Annotated in this window: 24 protein-coding genes; 15 read left to right on the top strand and 9 right to left on the bottom strand. The window is 62.5% G+C overall.

Annotated elements, in window-relative coordinates; translation table 11 throughout:
• Window positions 1-134 precede the first annotated feature (134 nt).
• On the top strand, window positions 135-929 hold the full coding sequence (locus tag SFA35_RS05390) for a hydroxyethylthiazole kinase (RefSeq protein WP_320576004.1): 795 nt from the start codon (window positions 135-137) through the stop codon (window positions 927-929).
• 90 nt (window positions 930-1,019) lie between these two features.
• Entirely contained in the window at window positions 1,020-1,748 is a 729-nt protein-coding gene (locus SFA35_RS05385) for an alpha/beta fold hydrolase (protein ID WP_320576002.1), read from the top strand.
• Between the two features lie 51 nt (window positions 1,749-1,799).
• Here SFA35_RS05385 and SFA35_RS05380 read toward each other — a convergent pair whose 3' ends face one another.
• Window positions 1,800-2,432 (bottom strand): hypothetical protein, encoded by a 633-nt coding sequence (locus SFA35_RS05380; RefSeq protein ID WP_320576000.1) that lies wholly within the window; start codon window positions 2,430-2,432, stop codon window positions 1,800-1,802.
• Between the two features lie 351 nt (window positions 2,433-2,783).
• Here SFA35_RS05380 and SFA35_RS05375 point away from each other — a divergent pair, with 351 nt between their 5' ends.
• The 6 genes from SFA35_RS05375 to SFA35_RS05350 all read left to right on the top strand — a co-directional run bounded on the left by SFA35_RS05375 (window position 2,784) and on the right by SFA35_RS05350 (window position 7,397).
• Window positions 2,784-3,395 carry a LemA family protein gene (locus SFA35_RS05375; protein ID WP_320575998.1) on the top strand — a complete coding sequence of 204 codons (612 nt, stop codon included), beginning with the start codon at window positions 2,784-2,786 and terminating at the stop codon, window positions 3,393-3,395.
• A complete protein-coding gene (locus SFA35_RS05370; RefSeq protein ID WP_414058528.1) occupies window positions 3,386-4,171 on the top strand; it encodes a TPM domain-containing protein in 786 nt (261 codons plus the stop codon). The genes SFA35_RS05375 and SFA35_RS05370 overlap by 10 nt, the downstream gene beginning before the upstream one ends.
• Before the next feature lie 58 nt (window positions 4,172-4,229).
• Window positions 4,230-4,847, top strand: a complete 618-nt coding sequence (locus SFA35_RS05365; protein ID WP_320575994.1) for a TPM domain-containing protein — start codon at window positions 4,230-4,232, stop codon at window positions 4,845-4,847.
• Between the two features lie 75 nt (window positions 4,848-4,922).
• Entirely contained in the window at window positions 4,923-5,375 is a 453-nt protein-coding gene (locus SFA35_RS05360) for a hypothetical protein (RefSeq protein WP_320575992.1), read from the top strand.
• A gap of 118 nt (window positions 5,376-5,493) precedes the next feature.
• Window positions 5,494-6,174, top strand: a complete 681-nt coding sequence (locus SFA35_RS05355) for a hypothetical protein (protein WP_320575990.1) — start codon at window positions 5,494-5,496, stop codon at window positions 6,172-6,174.
• Between the two features lie 35 nt (window positions 6,175-6,209).
• Entirely contained in the window at window positions 6,210-7,397 is a 1,188-nt protein-coding gene (locus tag SFA35_RS05350) for an EAL domain-containing response regulator (RefSeq protein WP_320575988.1), read from the top strand.
• A 4-nt stretch (window positions 7,398-7,401) separates the two neighbouring features.
• On the opposite strand, the gene alaC is transcribed toward SFA35_RS05350, so the two are convergent.
• The gene (alaC, locus tag SFA35_RS05345; RefSeq protein ID WP_320575986.1) at window positions 7,402-8,643 is read right to left on the bottom strand and encodes an alanine transaminase; all 1,242 of its coding nucleotides are present in this window, start codon (window positions 8,641-8,643) and stop codon (window positions 7,402-7,404) included.
• Between the two features lie 88 nt (window positions 8,644-8,731).
• Between alaC and SFA35_RS26660 the strand changes: the two genes are divergently transcribed.
• Window positions 8,732-8,836, top strand: coding sequence for a type II toxin-antitoxin system YoeB family toxin (locus SFA35_RS26660; protein WP_414058497.1), 105 nt, complete (start codon window positions 8,732-8,734; stop codon window positions 8,834-8,836).
• 86 nt (window positions 8,837-8,922) lie between these two features.
• Here SFA35_RS26660 and cyoE read toward each other — a convergent pair whose 3' ends face one another.
• The 6 genes from cyoE to SFA35_RS05315 all read right to left on the bottom strand — a co-directional run bounded on the left by cyoE (window position 8,923) and on the right by SFA35_RS05315 (window position 14,815).
• On the bottom strand, window positions 8,923-9,810 hold the full coding sequence (gene cyoE, locus SFA35_RS05340; RefSeq protein WP_320575984.1) for a heme o synthase: 888 nt from the start codon (window positions 9,808-9,810) through the stop codon (window positions 8,923-8,925).
• An 8-nt stretch (window positions 9,811-9,818) separates the two neighbouring features.
• Entirely contained in the window at window positions 9,819-10,151 is a 333-nt protein-coding gene (gene cyoD, locus SFA35_RS05335; protein ID WP_320575983.1) for a cytochrome o ubiquinol oxidase subunit IV, read from the bottom strand.
• Window positions 10,152-10,775, bottom strand: a complete 624-nt coding sequence (gene cyoC / locus SFA35_RS05330; protein ID WP_320575981.1) for a cytochrome o ubiquinol oxidase subunit III — start codon at window positions 10,773-10,775, stop codon at window positions 10,152-10,154.
• A 3-nt stretch (window positions 10,776-10,778) separates the two neighbouring features.
• On the bottom strand, window positions 10,779-12,782 hold the full coding sequence (gene cyoB / locus SFA35_RS05325; protein WP_320575979.1) for a cytochrome o ubiquinol oxidase subunit I: 2,004 nt from the start codon (window positions 12,780-12,782) through the stop codon (window positions 10,779-10,781).
• Window positions 12,783-12,785: 3 nt separating this feature from the next.
• On the bottom strand, window positions 12,786-13,724 hold the full coding sequence (cyoA, locus tag SFA35_RS05320) for a ubiquinol oxidase subunit II (RefSeq protein WP_320575977.1): 939 nt from the start codon (window positions 13,722-13,724) through the stop codon (window positions 12,786-12,788).
• 566 nt (window positions 13,725-14,290) lie between these two features.
• Window positions 14,291-14,815: a disulfide bond formation protein B gene (locus SFA35_RS05315; RefSeq protein WP_320575975.1), complete on the bottom strand. Its 525-nt coding sequence runs from the start codon at window positions 14,813-14,815 to the stop codon at window positions 14,291-14,293.
• Between the two features lie 336 nt (window positions 14,816-15,151).
• On the opposite strand from SFA35_RS05315, the gene SFA35_RS05310 reads away from it, so the two are divergent.
• The gene (locus tag SFA35_RS05310) at window positions 15,152-16,042 is read left to right on the top strand and encodes a chemotaxis protein (protein ID WP_320575968.1); all 891 of its coding nucleotides are present in this window, start codon (window positions 15,152-15,154) and stop codon (window positions 16,040-16,042) included.
• A 9-nt stretch (window positions 16,043-16,051) separates the two neighbouring features.
• Here the strand turns inward: SFA35_RS05310 and SFA35_RS05305 are convergent, their stop codons facing one another.
• Window positions 16,052-16,339 carry a hypothetical protein gene (locus tag SFA35_RS05305; protein WP_320575966.1) on the bottom strand — a complete coding sequence of 96 codons (288 nt, stop codon included), beginning with the start codon at window positions 16,337-16,339 and terminating at the stop codon, window positions 16,052-16,054.
• A 309-nt stretch (window positions 16,340-16,648) separates the two neighbouring features.
• On the opposite strand from SFA35_RS05305, the gene SFA35_RS05300 reads away from it, so the two are divergent.
• From SFA35_RS05300 to SFA35_RS05280, 5 genes are all read left to right on the top strand, one after another.
• The gene (locus SFA35_RS05300) at window positions 16,649-17,797 is read left to right on the top strand and encodes an efflux RND transporter periplasmic adaptor subunit (RefSeq protein WP_320575964.1); all 1,149 of its coding nucleotides are present in this window, start codon (window positions 16,649-16,651) and stop codon (window positions 17,795-17,797) included.
• On the top strand, window positions 17,794-20,868 hold the full coding sequence (locus SFA35_RS05295; RefSeq protein WP_320575962.1) for a multidrug efflux RND transporter permease subunit: 3,075 nt from the start codon (window positions 17,794-17,796) through the stop codon (window positions 20,866-20,868). Before SFA35_RS05300 ends, SFA35_RS05295 begins: the two co-directional genes overlap by 4 nt.
• A 148-nt stretch (window positions 20,869-21,016) precedes the next feature.
• Complete coding sequence (locus tag SFA35_RS05290) at window positions 21,017-21,262, top strand: hypothetical protein (RefSeq protein WP_320575960.1); 246 nt, start codon at window positions 21,017-21,019, stop codon at window positions 21,260-21,262.
• A 202-nt stretch (window positions 21,263-21,464) separates the two neighbouring features.
• The gene (locus tag SFA35_RS05285) at window positions 21,465-22,811 is read left to right on the top strand and encodes an OprD family porin (protein ID WP_320575957.1); all 1,347 of its coding nucleotides are present in this window, start codon (window positions 21,465-21,467) and stop codon (window positions 22,809-22,811) included.
• A gap of 246 nt (window positions 22,812-23,057) precedes the next feature.
• A complete protein-coding gene (locus tag SFA35_RS05280) occupies window positions 23,058-24,572 on the top strand; it encodes a sensor domain-containing diguanylate cyclase (RefSeq protein ID WP_320575955.1) in 1,515 nt (504 codons plus the stop codon).
• Window positions 24,573-24,627: the final 55 nt, after the last annotated feature.

Below are 24,627 nucleotides of genomic sequence, written 5' to 3'. Positions count from 1 at the left end.
GGAACCCAGCAAGGCTGGCAGCTCGAACGCCGTGGGCACTGGCGGTCAATGCCGCAGGGAAAAACTATTGGGTTTATCAAACTTCTTCCCCGCCTAATACTTGCCTATTTCATCCCCGAGCGACGAATACCGCCATGCAAGCACTCTCCTGGGATACCCCCGTCGTACGACAGTCATTGGCCGCACTGAAGATGGCCCCACCGTTCGTCTATGGCCTGACCAACTACATTGCCGCCAACCTCAGTGCCAATATCCTGTTGGCCGTGGGCGCCGGGCCGGCCATTGGCACGGCGATGGACTGGCCGCAGCGATTTGCCGCGGGCGCCAACGCCATGTGGATCAACACTGCCGCCCTCATGAGCAGCGGCCCCGAGACATTGTGGGCGGCAGCAGAGGCAGCCGACCAGGCGGGCACACCCTGGGTGCTGGACCCTGTGGCCGTGGGCGCGGGCGCCCCGGAATATGATGGCGTGATCCGCCGGCTGCTGGACTTCAATCCCACGGTGATCCGGGGCAACGCCAGTGAGCTGATCGCCTTGGCAGGCGGCAGTGGCGGGGGCAAGGGCGTGGAGACTACTGCCAGTTCAGCCGAGGCACTGGCTTTCATCAAAGACCTGTCACGGGCAAGCGGCGCGGTTGTCGCTGTCAGCGGCCCGGTGGATTACGTCACCGACGGCGCCCAGGTGTACGCAGTCGGCGGAGGCGATGTTCGCCTGACCCAGGTGACGGGCGCCGGTTGCAGCCTGGGGGCATTGATCGCGGCAATGCTGGTCAACACCAGCGACCGACTGGTGGCAACCGCCGCAGCCCACGCACTGTTCGCCGTGGCCGCCCAGCGCGCGGCCGGAGCGGTAGGCACCGCATCCTTCGCCACGGCCTTTGTCGATCAGTTGTCGCTACTGGATCCTGCAGAACAGGCGTTGACCTGAAAGCGCGGTGCGGCGAAGCAGCGCTTGCCGCAACACAGCAACGAATGCCAGACTGACCCAGCCCTTTGATCGGTGCTGCATGGACGCTCAATGACTCCCTACCTGCTCATCCACGGCCTCATCGGCACCCTGCGCCCGCTGCTGCCGATATTCGCCCGCCATGGCGCTGCAGCCCATGCCCCCGACCTGCTGGGCTACGGCACGCTGCAAGCCATCGACCCCGCTTCTATCACGCTCCACGCCCAGGTCGAGCACCTGCTGGCCTACCTCGACGAGCAGCGCATCGACCGCGTGCACCTGGTCGGTCACTCGGTGGGTGGCGCCATCGCCATGCTGTTCGCCGAGCGATACCCCGGGCGCGTGGCCTCGCTGGTCAGCGTGGAAGGCAACTTCACCCTGGACGATGCGTTCTGGTCGGCGGGCGTGGCACGGATGAGCCCGGTGGACGCTGAAACGATGCTCGAAACGCTGCGCGCACATCCGGACACCTGGCTGGCCAAGGCCGGCATAGACAACACCCCGGCACATCGGGCAACGGCCCTGCACCTGCTCAACAACCAGCCGGCCAGCACCTTGCAGGCGACAGCCGGATCAGTGTTGCAAGTGACGGGCGACGAGGGCTACCTGCACAGCGTGCGGGCGGTGCTTGCCGGACCTATACCGGTGCACCTGCTGGCCGGTAAAGATTCGCGCGACGGTTGGCATGTGCCGGACTGGGCACTGCAGGCGGCGTCGAGCATGACGCTGTTGCCGGGTGGGCATCTGATGATGGTGCAAGACCCTGAGCGCTTCGTGACGACAGTCCTGGCCCGGCGCTAGGCCATCATCCGGCAAAACCACGGGTTTTGCCCCGCCCACCGGCCGGCAGCGTCACTGCGCATCCAGCTGCTCGTCCATCTTCGCCCGCCAATGCGCCTTGTCATAAGGCGCCGGGGCGCCCGAGAGGGTCACCGCCACATGGCCCAGCAAGGCCTCGGCGGTGTATTTGGGAAAGCTGGCACTGACCAGCATCACCACGAAGCCGAACGCCAACGCCCGCCGTGAAAACGGCGCGATGTGCTCGTCGCGGGTGGCCCAGAGGAACAGGCTCGAGGCCACGGTGCCGACCAGCACGCCGGCCAGGGCCTCGGACAGCGGGTGAATGTGCGGGGCCACGCAAAAGCAGGCGAACCACCAGGAAAATACCAGGCCCAGGCCCGCGCCGAACCAGCGCAGGCGGTGGTCGATCTGCCGCGCCAGCAGGCTGAGCAAGGTGGTGACCACCAGGCAGGTGTTCATCGCGTGGCCGCTGATAACGGCGATGTTCAGGCTCTCGGCGCCCACGCCCCAGCCTTTGTAGAGAATCTTGCTGGCGCCGACCACGGTGTAGGCCGCCAGCAGCGTGATCAGCCAACCGTAGGCGGCCTTGCGCGAAGCGCAGAACCACAGCCAGCAGCCGATCAGGGTCGCGCCGGGAATCATGACGGTGATTCCACCGTATTGGCCGATGGTATAGCCCAGCATCGAAACTCCTCGCAAAAAGCCGCCTACGACCCACGGCTTGATGGACAGGCGTATTGGTAGACTGGGGACTGCAACCAGGCGGCGTACTTTACAAGGCGACACTGGTCGAAACCAGCGCGCCGCGACCGGCAACCGCTCTAGCGCCGCAGTTGTGATACAGAATGTATCGGCAACCGGAACTTCGGCATGAGCCGTAAAATATTTTGCGCGCCAACAATTGTAACCTGGAGGAACTCGCTCCCCCCGCCCCCTTCTAACCTGCACACAAACTGCGACGCCAGGCACCCGACCCGTCGCCGTATCGTCGTCGCATTGTCATCGAATTGTTGCAAATCGAGCAGGAGCTGCCCCATGAACGCGCTAATCACCCATTCACCCCGCCTCAAGCTGGTGCTTCTCGGGTTTCTCACCACACTGCTGGCCGGTTGTGGCATCAACAACATTCCGCAGTACGACGAGCAGGTCAAGTCGTCCTGGGCGCAGGTCGAAAACCAGTACCAGCGCCGCGCCGACCTGATCCCCAACCTGGTGGAGACCGTCAAGGGTTATGCCAAGCAGGAACAGGACACCCTGACCAAGGTGATCGAAGCGCGGGCCAAGGCCACGTCGATCCAGGTCGATGCCAGCACCCTCGACGACCCGCAGAAGCTGCAGCAGTTCGACCAGGCCCAGCAACAGCTGAGCGGAGCGCTCAGCCGCCTGATGGTGGTGTCCGAACGTTACCCGGACCTCAAATCCAATCAGAACTTCCTGGCCCTGCAGTCGCAGCTTGAGGGCACCGAGAACCGCATCGCGGTGGCACGTCGCGATTTCATCGCTGCCGTGCAGCGCTACAACACCGAGATCCGCACCTTCCCCGGCAAGCTGTGGCAGATGACCATGTACCGTGACATGCAGGTACGCGAGAACTTCAAGGCCACCGCCCCCGACGCGGACAAGGCCCCCGCTGTCAAATTCCAGTGAAAGCCGCTGCCCTGCTCCGCTGGCCGGCACTGCTGCTCGGCTTGTGCCTGTTCGCCAGCGCCCTGCTGGCCCAGGCCGAACCGCAGTTTCCGGCGCTGACCGGGCGTGTGGTCGACGCGGCCGGGCTGCTCGACGCCAGCACCCGCGCGCAACTCACGCAGACCCTCGAAGCCCAGGAACAAGCCAGCGGCCAGCAGATCGTGGTGGTGACAGTGCCCAACCTGCAGGGCAATGCCATCGAGGACTACGGCTACCAGCTGGGCCGTGCCTGGGGCATTGGCCAGAAGGGCAAGGACAACGGTGCCCTGCTGCTGGTGGCCAAGGACGAACGCAAGGTGCGCATCGAAGTCGGCTACGGGCTTGAGGGCCAGCTGACCGACGCGCAATCGTCGATCATCATCAACAACGTGATCATCCCCGCGTTTCGCCAGGGCGATTATGCCGGTGGCGTTCGCAGCGGTGTCGCCGCCATGATCCAGGTACTGGGCGGCAACCCACTGGCCCAACCACGCCAGCAGGCTGCGCAACATGGCCGGGGTCAGGAACACCTGCCATGGCCGGCATTCCTCCTGCTGATCGTCTTCGTGCTGGTGATGGTCCTGCGCGGCGGTGGTGGTGGACGTGGTGGGGGTGGCGGCTCGGTGCTGACCGGCGCGGTGCTCGGCAGCGTGCTGGGCGGCGGCCGGGGTTCGGGCGGCGGCCTGGGCTCGGGTTCGGGAGGCTTCGGCGGCGGCGGTGGCAGTTTCGGCGGCGGCGGAGCCTCGGGCGGTTGGTAAGCTATCAGGCTGGCAGCCAGGACAACGACTTGAACTCAATCATGCACAGGCACACACCATGACCCTGCTCAGCGAAGACGCCCAACGCCAGGTGGCCGAGGCCATCGCCGAGGTCGAGCGACATACCGACGCCGAGCTGGTGACGGTGCTGGCGCCACGCGCCGATGACTACACCTACATTCCGTTGCTCTGGGCCGGGCTGACCGCCCTGCTGGTGCCGGGTATCGTCAACTACTACCCGGGCTGGCTCAATGCCCATGAGTTGCTGGCCAGCCAGTGGGCGACCTTCATCGTGCTCGGGCTGCTGTTTCGCATCCCCGCCATCACCACGCGCCTGGTGCCGCGCCATGTGCGCCACTGGCGCGCGGCCAACCTGGCCCGGCGACAGTTTCTCGAACGCCAGCTGCACCACACCCAAGGCGGCACGGGCGTGCTGATCTTCGTTTCAGAAGCCGAGCGCTATGTGGAGATCATCGTTGACCATGGTATCTCCAGCCGCATTGGCAACGACACCTGGGCGGCCATCGTCAGCGACTTCACGGCCTCGGTCGGCCAGGGCCGGACCCTGCAAGGCTTCCTCAAGTGCATCGCCGACTGCGGCGTGCATCTTCAGCAACATGTGCCCCTCACCCAGGCGCGCAACGAATTGCCCGACCGCTTGATCATCCTGCCCTGACCGAGGGCGGATGGCACCTGTGGCAAAATCTGCCATGCTGCGCGGCTGGATATTCCCACGGGAGGGGCGTTGCGGGTGAGATGGGTTTTTCTGTTGCTCTGGCTGACCGTTTTCGGCGCGTTCAACCTGCTGCTGTTCATGGCCATGGCGCCCGGCACGCCATGGCTGTTGACCGCCTTCAATCTGGCGGCCATCGCCCTGCTGATCCTGTGGTTCTATGGCTATTTCACCAGCGGTCGGCGCCGTTACCGCGGTTTTGCCGTGGCGGGCGGCTTGTTCATCCTGATCGTGGCGCTGGACATGCTGTGCCGCGGGCTGCAGGCATGGAACGACGACTCCTGCGAAGTTTTCTTCAGCCGACGCCGCCTGGGCCTGTTCCAGGAGCTGCTGCGCATGGTGCAGGAGCAGCACCAGTGCCAGGCGTTGGGTGGCTGCTGCGCGGTACTGGGCGTCGGCCTGATGCTGGCCAGCGTCTACCTGTTCTGGGTGCAACTGGTGCGTCTGCGCCTCAAGCCGCTGTGCAGTTGAGCGACCGGCATCTGTAAGGTTTTTTGGCGCAATCCTGTGTCTGTTTCTGTGGATCAACCCTGTTTAAAGTAGGGGGAATAAATGGATCCACATCAACAGTACTCAAGGATGAACACCGATGAGCACCCAACGCTTTATCGTCGAGAACAACGGCCCCAATATCACCACGGTGCAGAAGCTGTTCGAGGAGTCGGCGGCCTATTGCCTGCGTAACCGCATCGGCCTGATCACCCTGGTGGTGCCGGTCAAGGCCGCTTTTGCCCACACCGTGATCGCCGACTACCTAGGCACCACCGTCACCCGCTGCCTGGTGCGTGACGCCCAGGTCAGCCTGGTCAAGCAGCTGGACCTGCGCCTGGCGATCCCTTGCCAGCTGTCCCAGCAGGGCAAGAATGGCCTGGTGGTCGCAGCCTTCCTGACCCTCGAAGACCTCGCCGGCATCGACGCCAATCCGTCGCTGCAGGCCCTGGCCTTCCTGCCTTGGACCGAGGCCGAGGGTAAGCACTGGATGGGCATCTGGAGCCCGGCGGTGTGGGGCCCGGCCAGCTGGAAGGTGCCGCCGCTGAGCCTGCCGTTGCAGGTGGAGCATGAACTCACGCGCCTTACCGGCGCGGTCAACCTGCGCACCGGCCTCAAGGACCCACTGGACAAGGACTCGGCCCTGCGGGTGTTCAAAGGCTTTGGCCGGCGCGGCCTCAAACTCGACGCCGAACACATCCGCGGCTGGGCCATCAAGCATGGCTGGGAAGCTCGCCACGCCGACGACCTGGTATTGCTGACCCGCCAATACTGCGCCTGACCTCCACCACCGGGCCTTGCTGCCAAGGAATGCTTATGCCGATTTGCCGGGTGTTGATCGTTGAAGATCACCCGTTCCAGCGCTATTGCCTGTTGAGCCAGTTCAATCAGATCGCCGACGTCAGCGTCGAAGCGGTGGCGGACGGCTGCATCGCCCTGGATCGCCTGCGCCAAAGCCATTACGACCTGGTCATCAGTGACCTGATGATGCCCAACATGGACGGCGTCCAGCTGATTCAGGAACTCGCCCTGCTGGCCCACAAGCCGGCGCTGGCGCTGATGAGCACCCTGCCCGAACGGGTGCTGCTGAGTGCCAGCCAGGTGGCACGCTTTGCCGGCTTCAAGGTCCTCGCCCTGCTCTGCAAGCCGCTGGGCGTGGAAGCATTACGGGCCCTGATCGAACAGGTGCCCGACGCCCATGCTGCCGCCAGCGACGCCGAACCCTGGGTGCACACCCCCGACCGGCGCAGCCTGGTCATGGCCCTGCGCCGCGGGCAGATGCGTGCCTGGTTCCAGCCCAAGCAGTGCCTGCGCCGCCGGCGCATCGTCGCCGCCGAGGCGCTCGCACGCTGGGAACATCCCGAGCTGGGTGTGCTGCTGCCGGCGCAGTTCCTCCCGGCAATGATCCAGCACAACCTCGAAAGCGGGCTGCTCAGCACCGTGATCAAGCAGACGGTGCAAGCCCAAAGCCGCTGGCGTCGGCACGGCCACCAGGTCAAGGTCAGCATCAACCTGCCGACCCATCTGCTGGACGACGGCCATCTGGCCGATCGCCTGCTCAAGCAGGTCAAGGCACAAGGTGGCGAGGCCCAGGACATCGGCTTTGAACTGCTGGAAAACTCCACAGTACGCAACGAGGGCAACTACTACGCCAATGCCTGCCGCTTGCGCTTCAAGGGCTTCGGTCTGGCCCAGGACGATTTTGGCAGCGGCTACAGCTCGTATTTCAACCTGGCGTCGACGCCCTACAACGAGCTGAAGATCGACCGTTCGCTGATCACCGGGTGCCTGGAAAACCATTGCCTGGCCTCGACCGTGGGCAGCATTGTGGCGTTGGGGCGCAAGTTGGGCATGACCGTGGTGGCCGAAGGGGTCGAGACCGACCGAGAGATGGCATTCCTCGAACGCGTGGAATGCCATCAGGTGCAGGGCTTTCTGATTTCACCCGCCGTGCCCTGGCGCCAGTTCGAGCAGTTGCTCGTAGCGCAGGACCACGGCGGCTGAAGGCTCAGACCGGCTTGGCGGCTTTTTTCGGCTTCAGGCCGGTGTCGAAACCATCGGCGCGCAACATCTGGCGAATGCCGCGCACGGCCTGGCGGATGCGGTCCTGGTTCTCGATCAGGGCGAAGCGCACATGATCGTCGCCGTACTCGCCGAACCCGATGCCGGGCGACACGCAGACCTTCGCCTCGGCCAGCAACTTCTTGGCGAACTCCAGCGAGCCCAAGTGGGCATAGGCCTCGGGGATCTTGGCCCAGACGTACATCGACGCCTTGGGGTTCTCGACCATCCAGCCCAGCTCGTGCAGCCCCTTGACCAGCACGTTGCGGCGCTGGCGGTACTGCTCGGCGATGTCCAGCACGCACTGCTGGTCGCCTTCCAGGGCCGCGATGGCAGCCACCTGCAACGGGGTGAAGGTGCCGTAGTCGTGGTAGCTCTTGATGCGTGCCAGGGCGTTGACCAGCTCCGGGTTGCCCACCATGAAGCCGATGCGCCAGCCGGCCATGTTGTAGCTCTTGGACAGGGTGAAGAATTCCACCGCGATGTCCTTGGCGCCGGGCACCTGCATGATCGACGGGGCTTTCCAACCGTCGTAGACGATGTCGGCGTAGGCCAGGTCGTGTACTACCAGCACGTCATAGCGCTTGGCCAGGGCTACCACGCGCTCGAAGAAATCCAGCTCCACGCACTGTGCGGTGGGGTTGGAGGGAAAGCCGAGGATCATCATCTTCGGTTTAGGGATCGACTCGCGAATGGCCCGCTCCAGCTCGGCGAAGAAGTCCACGCCGGGCACCAGTGGCACCGAGCGCACCTGAGCTCCGGCGATCACCGCGCCGTAGATGTGAATCGGGTAACTGGGGTTGGGCACCAGCACGGTGTCGCCCTGGTCCAGGGTGGCCAGCATCAGGTGCGCCAAGCCTTCCTTGGAGCCGATGGTGACGATGGCTTCGCTTTCCGGATCGATCTCGACGTTATAGCGGTCGGCGTACCAGCGCGAGATCGCCCGGCGCAGGCGCGGAATGCCACGCGAAGTCGAGTAGCCGTGGGTGTCTTCACGCTGGGCCACGCTGACCAGTTTCTCGACGATGTGCGGCGGCGTGGCCCCGTCGGGGTTGCCCATGCTCAGGTCGATGATGTCCTCGCCACGACGGCGCGCGGCCATCTTCAGCTCGGCAGTGATGTTGAATACATAGGGGGGGAGACGATCAATGCGCGCAAAACGGCGCGGCGAACGGGAGCTGTCAGCCATGACTTCCTCGAAAACGTGAGCGCCCGGAACCGTCCGAGCGACGTTGGCCACTGCGGTGGCACAGGGCGGACGATAATCTTCGGCGGGGATGTTTGTCCAGAGGTTTCAATCGGAGCAAAGCGACGAACATCGCCTGATTTACACCATTGAAAATGGGGCATTGCAAATAGTGCAGTGCCGATACCATTACTGAATAAAATGATGACGCCGGTCTTACCGGGAGGCAAAAAAAAACCCCAAGGCTTATAAGGCCTCGGGGTTTTTATCGAGCTCCAGAAATCAATGTGCGTAGGTGAGCAGCAGCTCGCTCGGCACCTTGAAGTCCAGCGACATCATCACGCTGAGCGCGGTGATGGTGAAGATCGAGAACACGAACAGCTTGCGTGCCCAGACCTTGTCGTCGACCGCCTTGTAGCCGGTCCACGCCATGTGCAGCCAGTACATGCCCATCGCTGCCGCCACCGCCAGATAACTCATGCCGGCGTAGCCACCGATGGTCAACATCAGGGTCGCCAGCACGAAGGCCAGGATGTAGAGCAGGATGTGTTTCTTCGCCACGACGATACCGCGCTTGACCGGCAGCACCGGAATGGAAGCTGCGAGGTAGTCGTTGAAGCGGAAGATCGCAATCGCGTACGAGTGCGGCATCTGCCACAGGCTGAACATCACCAGCAGGGTCAGGGCCGCCAGGTCGAAGTGACCGCTGACGGCTACATAACCAATCACCGGTGGCATGGCTCCGGAGAGACTGCCAACCAGAGTGCCATGCACTGACTTGCGCTTGAGGTACAGGCTGTAGAAACCCACGTAGATCACGAAACCGATCAGGCCGAACAGCGCCGCAATCGGGTTGGCCATCCTGTACAGCATCGCGAGGCCGGCAACGCCCAACAGCGTGGCATAGGCCAGGGCGACCTTGGTGGAGATCAGGCCCTGGACCAGTGCACGGTTCTTGGTACGCTCCATTTTCACGTCGATGTCGCGGTCGATGCAGTTATTGAATGCACAACCGGACGCCACCACCAATGAAGTGCCAATCACTGTAGCCAGGAACAGCAGGTAGTTCACTGTTCCTTGCGAGGCCAGAAAGAAGCCGCCTGCCACAGAAAGCACGTTACCGAAAATGATCCCCGGTTTGGTGATTTGGATAAAGTGCTTTACGGACATTGGGGTTCCTACTTCGCCATCATGAAGTGATGGATGCTGAACATGATCCAAAGCGACAGGCCCACCAGGAACGCGATGATCAACGCCGAGAAGACGAAGGCGATCACGTTCCAGCGTTGCTCGGAGGTGCGATCCAGGTGCAGGAAGTACACCAGGTGCACCAGCACCTGGATCACTGCGAAGATCACTACGATCCACAGGGTGGCCTCTCGCGACATGGATGGGAACATCACCAGGCCGAACGGTATGGCGGTCAGGATCACCGACAGGATGAAACCGATCATGTAGGACTTGTAACTGCCGTGGCTGCTACCTGCGGCAGAAGTGTGAGCATTTGCCATTTAAATCTTCCCCATCAGGTAGACAACGGTGAACACGCAGATCCAGACCACGTCCAGGAAGTGCCAGAACAGGCTCAGGCAGCTCATGCGCGTGTTGTTGGTCGCGGTCAGGCCATTCTTGTTGACCTGAGCAATCAGCACGGCCATCCAGATCAGACCGCTGGTCACGTGCAGACCGTGGGTACCCACCAGGGTGAAGAAGCCGGTCAGGAAACCGCTGGTCTGCGGGCCGTGGCCCTCGGAGATCAACAGATGGAACTCGTTGATCTCCATGCCGATGAAGCCGGCGCCGAACAGGAAGGTAATGGCCAGCCAGCCCATCACCGCGTTCTTCTTGCCAGCGTGCAGGGCCAGCATGGCGAAGCCGTAGGTGATCGAGCTGAACAGCAGCAGCGCCGTTTCAACCAGTACGTAAGGCAGCTCGAAGATGTCCTTGCCGGACACCCCGCCCGCCACGTTGTCCACCAGTACGGCATAACCCGCGAAGATCGACGCAAACAGGATGCAGTCGGTCATCAGGTAGATCCAGAAACCGAAGACAGTCATGCCCCCGGCGTCATGGTGGTCATCATGACCGTGCTCGTGCTCGTGAGCCACTTCCGAATTAAGAATAGCGTTGGACATTGTTTAAGCCTTCCCCACCGAGGAGTTCAGACGTGCGGCGTTCGCCAATTTAGCCTGATGTTCGCCTTCGATTCGCGCCACTTCTTCAGCCGGCACGTAGTAATCGATGTCGTCGTCATAGCTGCGGACGATCAGAGTGATGACCATGCCGGCCAGGCCGATGGCAGCTGCCCACCAGATGTGCCAGATCATCGCGAAGCCCAGGATCAGGGCGAAGAAGCCCATGATCACACCCATGCCGGTGTTGCGTGGCATGTGGATCTGCTTGTAATCGGCCTTCCTGGTCGTGGCATCACCACGTTCTTTCATGCCCCAGTAGGCGTCCAGGTCGGAAACCACAGGTTGCTCGGCGAAGTTGTAGAATGGGGGTGGCGACGAGGTCGACCATTCCAGGGTACGGCCATCCCATGGGTCGCCCGAAACGTCCGGGTTCTTCGCACGGTCGCGGATCGAGACGTACAGTTGCAGCAGCTGGAAGAAGATACCGGCGGCGACGAACAGCGCACCGACCCAGGCGGCCAGCAGCCATGGGGTCCACTCCGGGTTGTCGGTGTGGTTCAGGCGGCGAGTCATGCCCATGAAGCCCAGTGCGTACAGCGGCATGAAGGCCAGGTAGAAGCCGATCAGCCAGCACCAGAAGGAGTACTTGCCCAGACGCTCGTTGAGCTTGAAGCCGAAGGCTTTCGGGAACCAGAAGCTGAAGCCTGCCAGGTAACCGAATACCGCACCACCGATGATCACGTTATGGAAGTGCGCGATCAGGAACAGGCTGTTGTGCAGCACGAAGTCGGCGCCCGGTACCGCCAGCAGTACGCCGGTCATGCCGCCGATGCTGAAGGTCACGATGAAGCCCAGGGTCCACAGCATCGGCACGGTGAACTCGATACGGCCGCGATACAGGGTGAACAGCCAGGTGAAGATCTTCACACCGGTCGGAATCGCGATCACCATCGTCATGATGCCGAAGAAGGCGTTGACGTTGGCACCCGAACCCATGGTGAAGAAGTGGTGCAGCCATACCACGAACGACAGTACGGTGATGGCGATGGTTGCCCATACCAGCGAGACGTAGCCGAACAGACGCTTCTTGGCGAAGGTCGAGGTGACTTCCGAGAACACGCCGAACGCCGGCAGGATCAGGATGTAAACCTCAGGGTGGCCCCATGCCCAGAACAGGTTGACGTACATCATCGGGTTGCCACCAAGCTCGTTGGTGAAGAAGTGGAAACCCAGGTAGCGGTCGAGCGTCAGCATGAACAGTACAGCGGTCAGGATCGGGAACGAGGCCGCGATCAGTACAGCGGTGCACAGGCAGTTCCAGGTGAACACCGGCATCTTCATCAGGGTCATGCCAGGGGCACGCATCTTCAGAATGGTGACGATGAAGTTCACGCCGGTCAGCAAGGTACCCAGGCCGGAAATCTGCAGCGACCAGATGTAGTAGTCGACGCCTACGCCAGGACTGTATTGCAACCCCGCCAATGGTGGATAAGCGACCCAGCCGGTCTTGGCGAACTCGCCGACACCCAGGGAGATGTTGACCAGCAGCACGCCGACCACGAACAGCCAGAAGCTGACCGAGTTCAGGAACGGGAAGGCAACGTCGCGCGCACCGATCTGCAGCGGAACGACGATGTTCATCAGGCCGATCATGAAAGGCATGGCCATGAAGATGATCATGATCACACCGTGAGCGGTGAAGATCTGGTCATAGTGTTCCGGCGGCAGGAAGCCGGTGGAACCGCCCGTGGCCACGGCCAGTTGCGAGCGCATCATGATGGCGTCGGCGAAGCCGCGGATCAGCATGACCACGGCAACCAGGATGTACATCACGCCGATTTTCTTGTGGTCGACGCTGGTCAACCATTCGGTCCAGAGGTACAGCCACTTCTTGTGATAGGTGATCAGACCGAGTACCGCTGCCCCGAGGACCGCGACGACGGCAAGCGTCACCATCACGATCGGTTCGTGGAAGGGTATCGCTTCCAGACTTAATTTACCGAACATCTCTTACTCCTCTGCCCCAGCAGCTGAATGCTTACCCATGTCCATCCCTTCCATCGAGGCCATGCCTTTTTCTTCGTGGTTCATGCCCTTGCCCGGTTTCATGCCTTCGTATTTATCGAGGATGACCTGGAACAGGTTGGGCTGGTACGAAGAGTAGAGCTCGACAGGGTTCTTCTCGCTTGGTTTGGCCAGGGCAGCGTATTCAGCCGAATCCAGCTGTTTAGGTGCACCTTTGACTTCGCTGACCCAGGCGTCGAAATCGGCCTGGGAGGTGGCGACTGCTTTGAACTTCATGCCGGTGAAACCCGCGCCGCTGTAGTTCGCGGAAATACCGTCGAACTCGCCATTTTCGTTGGCGATCAGGTGCAGCTTGGTTTGCATGCCGGCCATCGCGTAGATCTGGCCGCCGAGGGCCGGGATGAAGAACGAGTTCATCACCGAGTCGGAAGTGATCTGGAAGTTGACCGGAGTGTTCGCCGGGAAAACGATCTTGTTGACGGTGGCGATGCCCTGTTCCGGGTAGATGAACAGCCATTTCCAGTCGAGCGCCACGACCTGGATGGTGACCGGCTTGACGTCGGAATCCAGTGGGCGGTACGGATCAAGGTGGTGGGTGGAGACGTAGGTCACGTAGCCCAGCGCAATGATGATGAGCAGAGGCACGCCCCAGACGACCATTTCGATCTTGGTGGAGTGGGCCCACTCAGGCGTGTAGGTGGCGTCCTTGTTGGAGGCACGATATTTCCAGGCGAAGACGAACGCCATGACGATCACGGGGATCACCACCAGCAACATCAGCGCGAACGAAATATAGATCAGGTTTCTCTCGTCGATGCCCACCTGCCCTTTCGGGTCGAGCAGGGTCCAATTGCACCCACCGAGAAAAAGCATGCCTAAAAAGGGCAGTATGCCAAACAGTCTGGGGTAACGCTTTTTACTCATCTCACGACCTCTAGAGCAGCTTGCTTCAATGCAATTGTGTTTTGATTGCCAACACTTCAACCTGCCAAGCGCCAGCATTTATCGGATTTGAATACGGGTTTGCCTCGAAGTCAGCAGCTACTGGGTGGCAGACCTGTGTGACGCAGTACTTTCTTCTTATGACTTCGCAGGCTAGTTGACGCTGGCGAAAACGGCCTGTTTTCAGAAGCATTCCGTCGGGTTCCGAGGCTGCACCGCAGGTACGGGAGCGGAACGCCAAGACGGCTTCGAGAGCTTGCCGAGCCCGCTGTGAAGCGGCTCGGCACCTCGCTTCGCACAACCTCAGCCAGGCTGAAATTGCCGCGATTGTAGTGAGGTAACCCTGCGAAGACTATGGCTATCTCAACAACAGTTATTCCCTCATTATGCAACAATAGCGCTTGATTTCAATAGCTTGCGACATGATGTCGCACCTCCTGAAAACTGCCCGCAGCCTAGACGCCACGGGGCTTTGCGGCCCTCGCCAAATTGTCGCACCCGCAAAAATCGGGCATTTCGCCGCACCCACCTGGCACGCTTGTGCAAACTCAATATGACCCCCGCCGCGACGATGAACGACGGTTGCGCCAGACGCCCAGCGGCACCAGTACCGCAGTCAGGGCGAACGCCACAAGCGCCCATTGCGCCAGCGACAGGCCGAGCACGGGTGGATAGGCCGTGGTGCAGAAACCCTGCACCGAAAACACCGACGGCAACAGGTTGGCCAGTGGCAGTCCATCGACAATCGGCTGCAGCACGTCGACCCCACAGCTTTCGGTAGGATGGGCCAGCACATAGGCGTGCTGGCCGGCCGCGACCATGCCGCCCAGGGCGCTGAGCACCACCAACCCCTCACACACCGTCAGGCCCGCGCGGCTGCGCATGGCGGCGCCGGCGAAGGCGAACACGGCAATCAGCAGCAGGCCGTAACGTTGCAGGATACATAACGGGCACGGCATTTCTTCGAGCACGATCTGCATATAAAGTGCGCCGCCGATCATCGCCAGGCAGATAATGCCCAGCAGGACCAGGAAACGCTTTTCACGCGCCAGTTGCACGGTGTCGTTGGCCATTGCTTGTCCCTTGGTTCTACGGACTGCTCGCCTCGGGGCTTGCCGGGCGTGGCAGTCCAACGCGCTGATTTCAGGGCGGCCAGTCTACACGCTGGCGACCCGCGATGTGTTTCAGCGCGCGAGTAAAGGGCGACATGATTAAAACAGGATTAAGCGACCGGGCAGTCAAGCGCCTGCTGCGGACCTCGAACCGGCCTGCCAGGCAATGCATCATCTGCCCGCAGAGCCCAGGCTGCCCGCGCCACCACCTACACTCAAGCTCGACGGCCAAGCGCCGATAACCCCATACGCACCCGGTAAACCCATACCGAACGGTCCGACCATAAGGTTTGCATGATGTCCAGGAACGCCCGTGCCGATTCGCTCTCCTTGCTGCTGTTCACCCTGCGCAGCGGCAAGCTGATGGCAATCAATCTGCTCAAGGTCAGCGAGATCATTCCCTGCCCTCCCCTTACCCGGTTGCCCGAGTCGCATCCCCATGTCAAAGGTGTTGCCACCCTGCGCGGCGAAGCCCTCTCGGTCATCGACCTTAGCCGCGCCATCGGTGAACAGCCGTTGCTGGCGCCCGAGGCCGGCTGCCTGATCGTCACCGATGTCAGCCGCTCCAAGCAGGGCCTGCATGTGCAGGCGGTGAGCAAGATCATCCACTGCCTGACCACCGACATTCGCCCGCCGCCCTACGCCTCGGGGGTGAAATCCTTCATCACCGGTGTCACCCAGGTCGATGGCACTCTGGTGCAGGTGCTCGACATCGAGAAGGTCATCCACGGTATCGCCCCGGCACGCATCACCGCGCCGCCCAAGGGACTGCCAGCCGAACATGCGCAGCTGCTGGCCGGCGCGCGGATCCTGGTGGTGGACGATAGCCAGGTGGCGTTGCAACAGTCGATCCTGACCTTGCGCAACCTGGGGCTTGAATGCCACACCGCCAAGAGCGCCAGGGAGGCCATCGATGTGCTGCTCGAACTACAGGGCACTGCGGCGCAGATCAACATTTTGGTGTCGGACATCGAGATGTCGGAAATGGACGGCTTCGCCTTGACCCGTACCCTGCGCGAAACGCCGGATTATCAGGAGCTTTACATCCTGCTGCACACTTCGCTGGACAGCACCATGAACGCCCAGAAAGCCAGGGACGCCGGTGCCAATGCCGTGCTGACCAAGTTCTCCTCGCCGGAGTTGACCGAGTGCCTGGTCACTGCCGCGCGCGCCGTCGCTGGCAGCTGAGCACAACGCTCAGGCCAGCACGAACCATTGCAGCCACCGGAACAACGACAGGTGCGCCGCCTGGTTGCGTTCCAGGCCCAGCGCCGCCAGGTTGAGCAGGAACATTGCCAGTAGCAGGCTTTTGAGCCAGAAGTCACGCTGCAAGGCTGCGCAGGCGCAGCCCAGCAACCCCGCCAGCAACACGACGAGCACCCGGCAGCCGCAGGCGGGGGTCAGGCCATGCAGCGACAGCAATATGACCGCCACGGCCAGCAGGGCCAAGGCTTTGCCGTATCTGACGTTTACCAAAGCAATCATCGGAGCTACCTCTGGGTAACGACTCGAGCCCTGATTCTCTGGAGTTAGGAAGAATTGTTACATTGGCAAATTCCGAGAAGCTTGTAGGAAAAGCCTTAAAGTTTGGCTCTGGCCGCTTTTTTTCGTACCCACCCTGTTGCCTTTGTCCTATGGACGCCGCCGGAGCATCGCTCTGGAAAACGCCCGGCAATGAAATGTCACTAAAAGGTCCGGAGTTTCTTCGCCATCGACGGCCTGCCGACAGGTTTGCCCTGCCCCACGCGTTATAACAGCGGGTCTATCCACTGACCCTGCTGGCCCCGACCTCCCATGCAAATCCGCTCGAAACTCCTCCTCGCTGCGTTGCTGGCCTGCTGCCTCGCCGTGGCGTTATCGACTCTGCGCCGGCCAGCTCCGGCCCTTGGCGTCCAGCCGGTGATTCCGGTCCGAGTCATCAGCGTCGAGCAACGCGACGTGCCGCGCAGCCTCGACGCCATTGGCGCGGTAAAGGCCCGGCACAACGTCGAAGTGCGCCCGCAGATCGACGGGTTGCTGATGCGCATCGCGGTCAAGGAAGGCCAGCAGGTCAAAACCGGCGATCTGCTGGCGGTCTTCGATGATCGCGCCGCTCGTGCGACTCTGGCCCAGGCCACAGCTCAACTGCGCCAGAGCCAGGCGCAACTGCGAGTCGCGCAGATCGACCTTGACCGCTACCGCCAGCTGGGGGGCGACAAAAGCATTTCCCACCAGGTGCTCGACCAGCAGCACGCCTTGACCGAGCAGCTCGAGGCGGCCGTGGCTGGCGACCAGGCCAGTGTCGCCCTGGCCCAGGTGCAGCTGTCGCATACGCTGATCCACTCACCGGCCAGCGGCAGAGTCGGTATCCGCAACATCGACCCAGGCAACGTTGTGCGCGCTGGCGACGCCCAAGGCCTGTTCAGCGTGACCCAGCTGGACCCGATCACCGTGGAGTTCGCGTTGCCTCAGCGCCACCTGGCCATGCTTCACCAACTGGCCGGCCAGATCCCGCCCGCCCAGGTCCAGGCTCGCGCGGATGAAGGCTCAGAAGGTGCGGCGCCGCTGGGCGAGGGCCATCTGGTGCTGATCGACAATCAGGTGGCAGGTGGCACTGGCACCGTGCGCGTCAAAGCCGAATTCGCCAACCCCCATGCCCGCCTCTGGCCCGGGCAGCTGGTCAATGTCTCGCTGGCGACTGAGCCATTGCGTGATGCCTTGGTGGTACCGACGCGGGTGGTCCAGCGCGGCCTGGAAAATCATTTTGCCTACCGGGTCAACGGTGAAGAGGTGGAATCGGTGCCACTGCGAGTCCTGTTCCAGAACAGCGAGCTGACGGTGGTCGAGGGGGTCGCCCGAGGCGATACCCTGGTCAGCGATGGCCAATCGCGGCTCAAGCCCGGTGCCAGGGTGCAGGTGGTCGGCGAATCGTCCACCGCCAGCGCTAAGGGGCCTGCGCAATGAGTCCGCGCGCATCGCTGTCAGGCTGGTGCGTCGGGCACCCCGTGGCCACCCTGCTGCTGACCGTCGCCTGCGTCGTGCTCGGCCTGATGGCCTTGCCGCAGCTGCCGGTGGCGCCATTGCCACAGGCCGAGTTTCCCACTTTGCAAGTCAGCGCGCAGCTGCCCGGTGCGAGCCCGCAGACCATGGCCAGCTCCGTGGCCACCCCACTCGAGGTGCAGTTCAGCGCCATACCGGGCATGACCCAGATGACCTCGACCAGTGCGCTCGGCAGCAGCGTGCTGACGCTGCAGTTCAGCCTCGACAAGAGCATCGACGTGGCCGCCCAGGAGGTTCAGGCGGCCATCAATACCGCCGCCGGCCGCCTGCCCAAGGATCTGCCGAGCCTGCCGACCTGGCGCAAGGTCAACCCGGCGGACAGCCCGGTGCTGATTCTCAGCGTCAGCTCCATGCAGATGCCTGGCACCCAGCTCAGCGACCTCGTCGAAAGCGTGCTGGCGCGGCAGATCAGCCAGATCGAAGGCGTCGGCCTGGTCAATATCGGTGGCCAGCAGCGCCCGGCCATTCGGGTGCAGGCCCAGGCCGACAAGCTCGCCGCCCTCGGCCTGACCCTGGCCGACCTGCGCCTGACCCTGCAGGACACCAGCCTGAACCTGGCCAAGGGCGCCTTGTATGGCGACAGCAGCCTCTCCACTCTCGCCGCCAACGACCAGCTGTTCGAAGCCGATGACTACGCCGGGCTGATTCTCGCCTACCGCGAGGGTGCGCCAGTGCGCGTGGCCGATGTCGCCACGGTCGTGGCGGGCGCCGAAAACGCCTACGTGCAGGCCTGGTCGCGCGAGCGCCCGGGGCTGAACCTGATCATCTCGCGCCAGCCGGGCGCCAACATCATCGACACGGTGGAGCGCATCAAGGCGGCGCTGCCAGCGCTGGAGGCGATGCTGCCGGCGTCGGTGCAGGTGGAGGTTCTCACCGACCGGACCCAGACCATTCGCGCTTCCCTGCAGGAGGTGCAGCTGACCCTGCTGATCGCGGTGCTGCTGGTGGTGGCCGTCATGGCACTGTTCCTGCGCCAGTGGTCGGCCACGCTGATCGTCACCGCCGTGCTGGCCGTGTCACTGATTGCCACGTTGGCCGTGATGTACGCCATGGGCATGAGCCTGAACAACCTGACACTGGTGGCGATCGTCATTGCCGTAGGCTTTGTGGTCGACGATGCCATTGTCGTCGTGGAAAACATTCACCGCCACCTCGAGGCCGGGGAGAGCTTGCGCGAAGCGGCGATCAAGGGTGCCAGCGAGATCAGCTTCACCGTGATGTCGATCAGCATTTCCCTGGTTGCCGCCTTCATTCCGCTGCTGTTCATGGGCGGCGTGGTGGGGCGGCTGTTCAAGGAGTTCGCCCTGACGGCGACGGCGACCATCCTGATTTCCGCCGTTGTGTCCTTGACGCTGGCCCCGACCTTGGCGGCCTTGTGCATGCGCCGGCCGACGCACCGCGCCGAGGCCCGGCCCGGCTTCGGTGAGCGCCTGCTGGCCGGATACGAACGCGGGTTACGCTATGCGCTGGCGCATCAGAACGCCATGCTGGGGCTGTTCGCCCTCACGCTGGCATTGGCTATCGGCGGCTACGTGGTCATCCCCAAAGGCTTTTTTCCCTTGCAGGACACCGGCTTCGTGGTCGGTACCAGCGAGGCGGCAGCCGACATTTCCTACAACGACATGGTCGACAAACACCGGCAATTGGCGCAGGTCGTCGGCGCCGATCCAGCAGTGCAGGTGTTTTCCCACCTGGTGGGCGTGACCGGCAGCAACCAGACCATCGCCAACGGCCGGTTTTTCATCACGTTGAAAGATCGCAGCGAGCGCGACGTGTCGGCCAGCGGCTTCATCGATCGATTGCGCCCGCAACTGGCAGCCATCCCCGGCATCGTCCTGTACCTGCGCGCGGGCCAGGACATCAACCTCGGTTCCGGCCCCAGCCGTGCGCAATACCAATACGTGGTCAAAGGCAGCGATGGCACCCTCCTCAACCAGTGGACCGCGCGGCTCACCGAACACCTGCGAGGTTCGCCCGCCCTGCGTGACCTGTCCAATGACCTGCAACTGGGCGCCAGCGTCACTCCCGTCGACATCGACCGCGCAGCGGCCGCGCGTTTCGGGCTGAGCGTCGCCGACGTCGCCCAGACACTGTACGACGCCTTTGGCCAGCGCCAGATCAACGAATTCCAGACCGACGCCAACCAGTACAAGGTCATTCTGGAACTTGACGCGGCGCAGCGCGGCAAGGCCGAAAGCCTCGAGCTCTTCCATCTGCGCTCGCCGCTGGGCAACGAACTGGTGCCTATGGCTGCCCTCGCCCGGGCCACGGCGCCCGTCAGCGGGCCGTTGACCATCAGCCACGACGGGCTGTTCCCCGCCGCCAACCTGTCCTTCAACCTGGCCCCCGGGGTGTCGCTGGGCGACGCTGTGCAGGTGATCGAGCGGGCCAGGCTGGAGATCGGCATGCCGGCTACCCTGACCGGCAGTTTCCAGGGCGCCGCCCAGGCGTTCCAGGCCTCGCTGGCCAGCCAGCCGTGGCTGATTCTGGCGGCCCTGCTGGCGGTGTACATCATCCTCGGGGTGCTTTACGAAAGCTTCGTGCATCCGCTGACCATTCTTTCGACCCTGCCCTCGGCGGGCCTGGGCGCGCTGGTGATGCTGTGGCTGTGCGGGGAGGACTTTTCGATCATGGCCTTGATCGGCCTGGTGTTGCTGATCGGTATCGTCAAGAAGAACGGCATCCTGATGATCGATTTCGCCCTGGACGCCCAGCGCCAGCGCGGCCTGTCCCCGGAGCAGGCGATCTACCAGGCCTGTCTCACGCGTTTTCGGCCGATCATGATGACCACCCTGGCCGCATTGCTCGGCGCCCTGCCGCTGATGCTCGGTCATGGCGCGGGCGCCGAATTGCGCCAGCCGTTGGGCATGGCGGTGGTGGGTGGCCTGCTGGTCAGTCAGGGCCTGACACTGTTCACCACGCCCATCATCTATCTCAAGCTGGGCCGTTGGCACCGGACCTGGCGCGCCGGATAATACTCACTACATAAACAAAAGATCAGTTATTAACTGATCTTTTACTGTCTTAAGTATTGTTCACTGTTCATCATGCGCAAAGCGGTTACCCTTGACTCGAACTTCCATTGCGTCACTCCAACCGTGGGTGACTTCGATCGAATAACACTTGCCCCTGTGCAAGAAGGTCATTGATATGTTTCGCTCCCTGAGCATCGCCACCGCTGTCGTCATGAGTTCGCTGATTTTGTCGCCGCTGGCTCTGGCTGAAGAGTCTCCTGCCTTCGTGGCACAAACCCAGGCACGCCATGAAGCCGTTGAACAGCGCCAGGAACTGGCTGCGCATCAGCAGGAAATGAAGACTCGGCAAGCGGCCCTGCAACAACAGAAACACGACATCCAGAATCATAGCTGATACCGAATTAGTTGCTTGGCCATTTAATTGGCCAGTGCTTCACCGTATTTCGTTTAGTGCGCTCCGCTTGACGAATGCTTAGGCCGCTGCCCCCAGCGGCCTTTTTTTGGCTCCACCGGCGTTGATGAAAATAAAGATAAGCCAGCCAGTCAGACTGGAACAAAAATAGACTCTGCCCCCACTGAAGAAGAGCCGATTGACGATGAAGAAAGTTTCAAGTTTCAGCCCGTTGTTCCTGGCCATTGCAGCAACAATGGCGACTGCGGCCCAGGCCGATGACAGCAGCTCGACCGATGGTTTCATCGAGGGCTCGCACCTGAATCTGGACCTGCGCAACTACTACTACAACCATGACAACCACGACGTCAAAGGTTCGGCAGGCAAGCTTGAAGCCGAATGGGCGCAAGGCTTTTCGGCGCGTTTCGAATCCGGTTTCACCCAGGGCACGGTGGGCTTTGGCCTGGACGTCGATGCCCGCTACGGGCTCAAGCTCGATGGCGGTGGCGGCACTTCGGGCAGCAGCATCCTGCCGGAATCGCCCACCGACAAAGTCGGCAACCGCTACGGCGATGCGCCAACCAGCTTCGGCTCCATCGGCGGCACCCTGAAAGTGCGTGCCTTCGACACTGTGTTGCGTATCGGTGACCTGTACCTCGACAACCCGGTGGTCGCCGGCGGCACCACTCGCCTGTTGCCGATGACGTTCCAGGGCGTCAGCCTGACCAACAACAGCATCAAGAACCTGACGCTGGAGGGTGGCCAGGCCTCGTTCACCACCCTGTATAACCAGAGCGGCAATCAGCGCATCCAGAGTTACTATGATGCCAACGGCACCGACTCGAAGAAGATCACCTGGGCCGGGGGCACCTGGAAGCCACTGCCGGGCCTGGCGACCAAGCTCTACGGCGCGCAGCTCAAGGACATGTGGGACCAGTACTTCTATAGCCTTGACTATACCTATGCGCTGAACGACCTGGTCAGCTTCAACCCCGGGCTGAACTACTACCGCACCAACAACTCGGGCCAGTCGCTGCTGGGCAGCATCGACAACAACACCTTCAGCCTGCACTTCAACGTGGCCGTGGGCATGAACACCTTTGGCCTGTCGCTGCAAAAGGTCAATGGCAACACGCCGTTCGACTACATCCGCGACGGCGACAGCATCAACCTGGACAACTCCCAGGAATGGTCGGACTTCAACGGTCCGGGCGAGAAATCCTGGAAGGCGCTGTATGGCTACGACTTCACCAATGTCGGTGTTCCCGGGCTGACCTCGGCGATTTCCTACACCCGTGGCACCCTCGACCTGACCAAGGCCAACGCCGACAGCCCGGCGTATGGCTACTACTACACCCCGGACGGCAAGGACGCGATGCATTGGGAACGCGACCTGGACGTCAAGTACGTGGTGCAGCACGGCCCGGTCAAGGACCTCTCGGTACGCCTGCGCTGGGCGACCAACCGTGGCACTGGCGGCTACAACGAGAACGTCGACCACAATCAGGACGAATACCGCGTGATCGTCGATTACCCTGTGAATATTTTCTAACACCCGTTTGAAACGGCCGACCGCAGCGCCGCTGCGGTCCGTCACTGAATCGTTACAAAGCCTTGTTATACAAGGTTTTTTAGGATCCAAACAGCCGTAACCCTTGTCGATTCGGGCCGTTTTCCCCTGCCAGCGTCGCTCTTGTTCGCCTGCCCTGCCCCTCCTAAACTATCGCCGCGCCTGCCTGGCATCACGGCACCCTCTGTGCATCGAACGATAACAACCCAGAACCACAACGAAGCGACGATGCCACCTTACTCCTCTTCAATGCTCTCCCAACCCAAGCCCTGCAACTCCGAACGCATGTTGCGTCTGGGCGCCGGTTTGGCAACCCTGGCCATTGTCGCGATCGTCGCCTTCCTGCTGGTTCGCGAGCGGGCCGATACCGAGCAGGCGGCCGTGCGCGCGTCGCGCAATGTGGTGCAACTGATCAATAACGATGTGCTGCGCAATGCCGGGCTCTACGAAACCGCGCTGCAGGGCCTTATCGATGCGGTGCAGGATCCAGGCCTCGCCAGCGTGCCGCCGTCGCTGCGGCGACAGACTCTGTTCGACCGGGCCATCACCGCGCCGTTTCGCGGCGACCTGCTGTGGGTCGATGCCGCCGGCGACGTGCGTGGCGACTCGGTCAGCAACGAACCGCGGCACGCCAATTTTGCCAATGACCCCAGCTTCATTGCCCACCGCAACAACCTCAGTTCGGCGGTGACCATCAGCCCACCATTCAAGGACCGAATGGGTGACCTAGGCTGGTGCATCAGTTTCAGCCGGCGCATCAGCGCAGCCAGTGGCGAGTTTCTCGGCGTCGCCACAGGCGCCTTGCGCCTGGCCTACTTCGACGACTTGTTCAAAAGCCTGAACCTGGGCGAAAACAGCACTGTCAGCCTGATCAGCCTCGACGGTATCCTGCTGGCGCGGCAGCCGGAGCTGCCCGGGCGCGCCCTGGTCGGCCAGGACATCAGCCACCGACCGAATTTCCAGCGCTTCCTGCAGGCCGGCCAAGGCAGCTTCTCGGCGTTGTCCAGCCAGGACCGCATTGATCGGCTGTACACCTTCAGCCGGGTCGGCAACCTGCCGTTGCTGGTAGTGGTGGCCCAGTCCGCCGAGGTGGTCTATGCGCCCTGGCGGCGCACGGCGCTGCTGATCGGCAGCGCCACTGGGCTGCTGTGCCTGGGGATTCTCTGGTTGACCTTGCTGCTGGGCCGCGAGCTGCGCCTGCGCCACCGGGCCGAGGCCGAGCTGGCGACGCTGGCGTCTACCGACAGCCTGACCGGGTTGGCCAACCGCCGCAGCCTCGACCTGCACCTGCACAAGGAGTGGTCGCGGGCGTTGCGCCTGGACCAGTCGCTGTCGGTGCTGATGATCGACGTCGATCATTTCAAGGCCTTCAACGAGCGCCACGGTCACCAGGGCGGGGACGAAGCGCTGCGCAACGTCGCTGCGGCGATTCATTCCAGCATTCGCCGGCCGACCGACATCGCCGCGCGCTACGGTGGCGAGGAGTTTCTGGTGATATTGCCCGACACCCCGCTCAGCGGCGCGCAGCTGATAGCCGAGCACATTCGCCGGGCGGTCGAGTTGCAGCCGCCGTTTGCCAATGACCAGCGCCCGACTACCGTGAGCATCGGCATCGGCTGCCAGCGCATCCGTGCCGGCCGGACCGTGGGCAACCTGCTGAACGAAGCCGACATGGCGCTGTATCAGGCCAAGCACCGCGGTCGCAATCAGGTCAGCTACACCGATGCGCGCATCGAGTCATAAGCCGGTGGAATAAAACGGGGCATAAAAAAACGCCAGCAGAGCTGGCGTTTTTCGC

The sequence above is a fragment of the Pseudomonas sp. HR96 genome, from assembly GCF_034059295.1.
GTDB lineage: Bacteria > Pseudomonadota > Gammaproteobacteria > Pseudomonadales > Pseudomonadaceae > Aquipseudomonas.
This window is presented reverse-complemented; position numbering and strand designations above follow the sequence as displayed.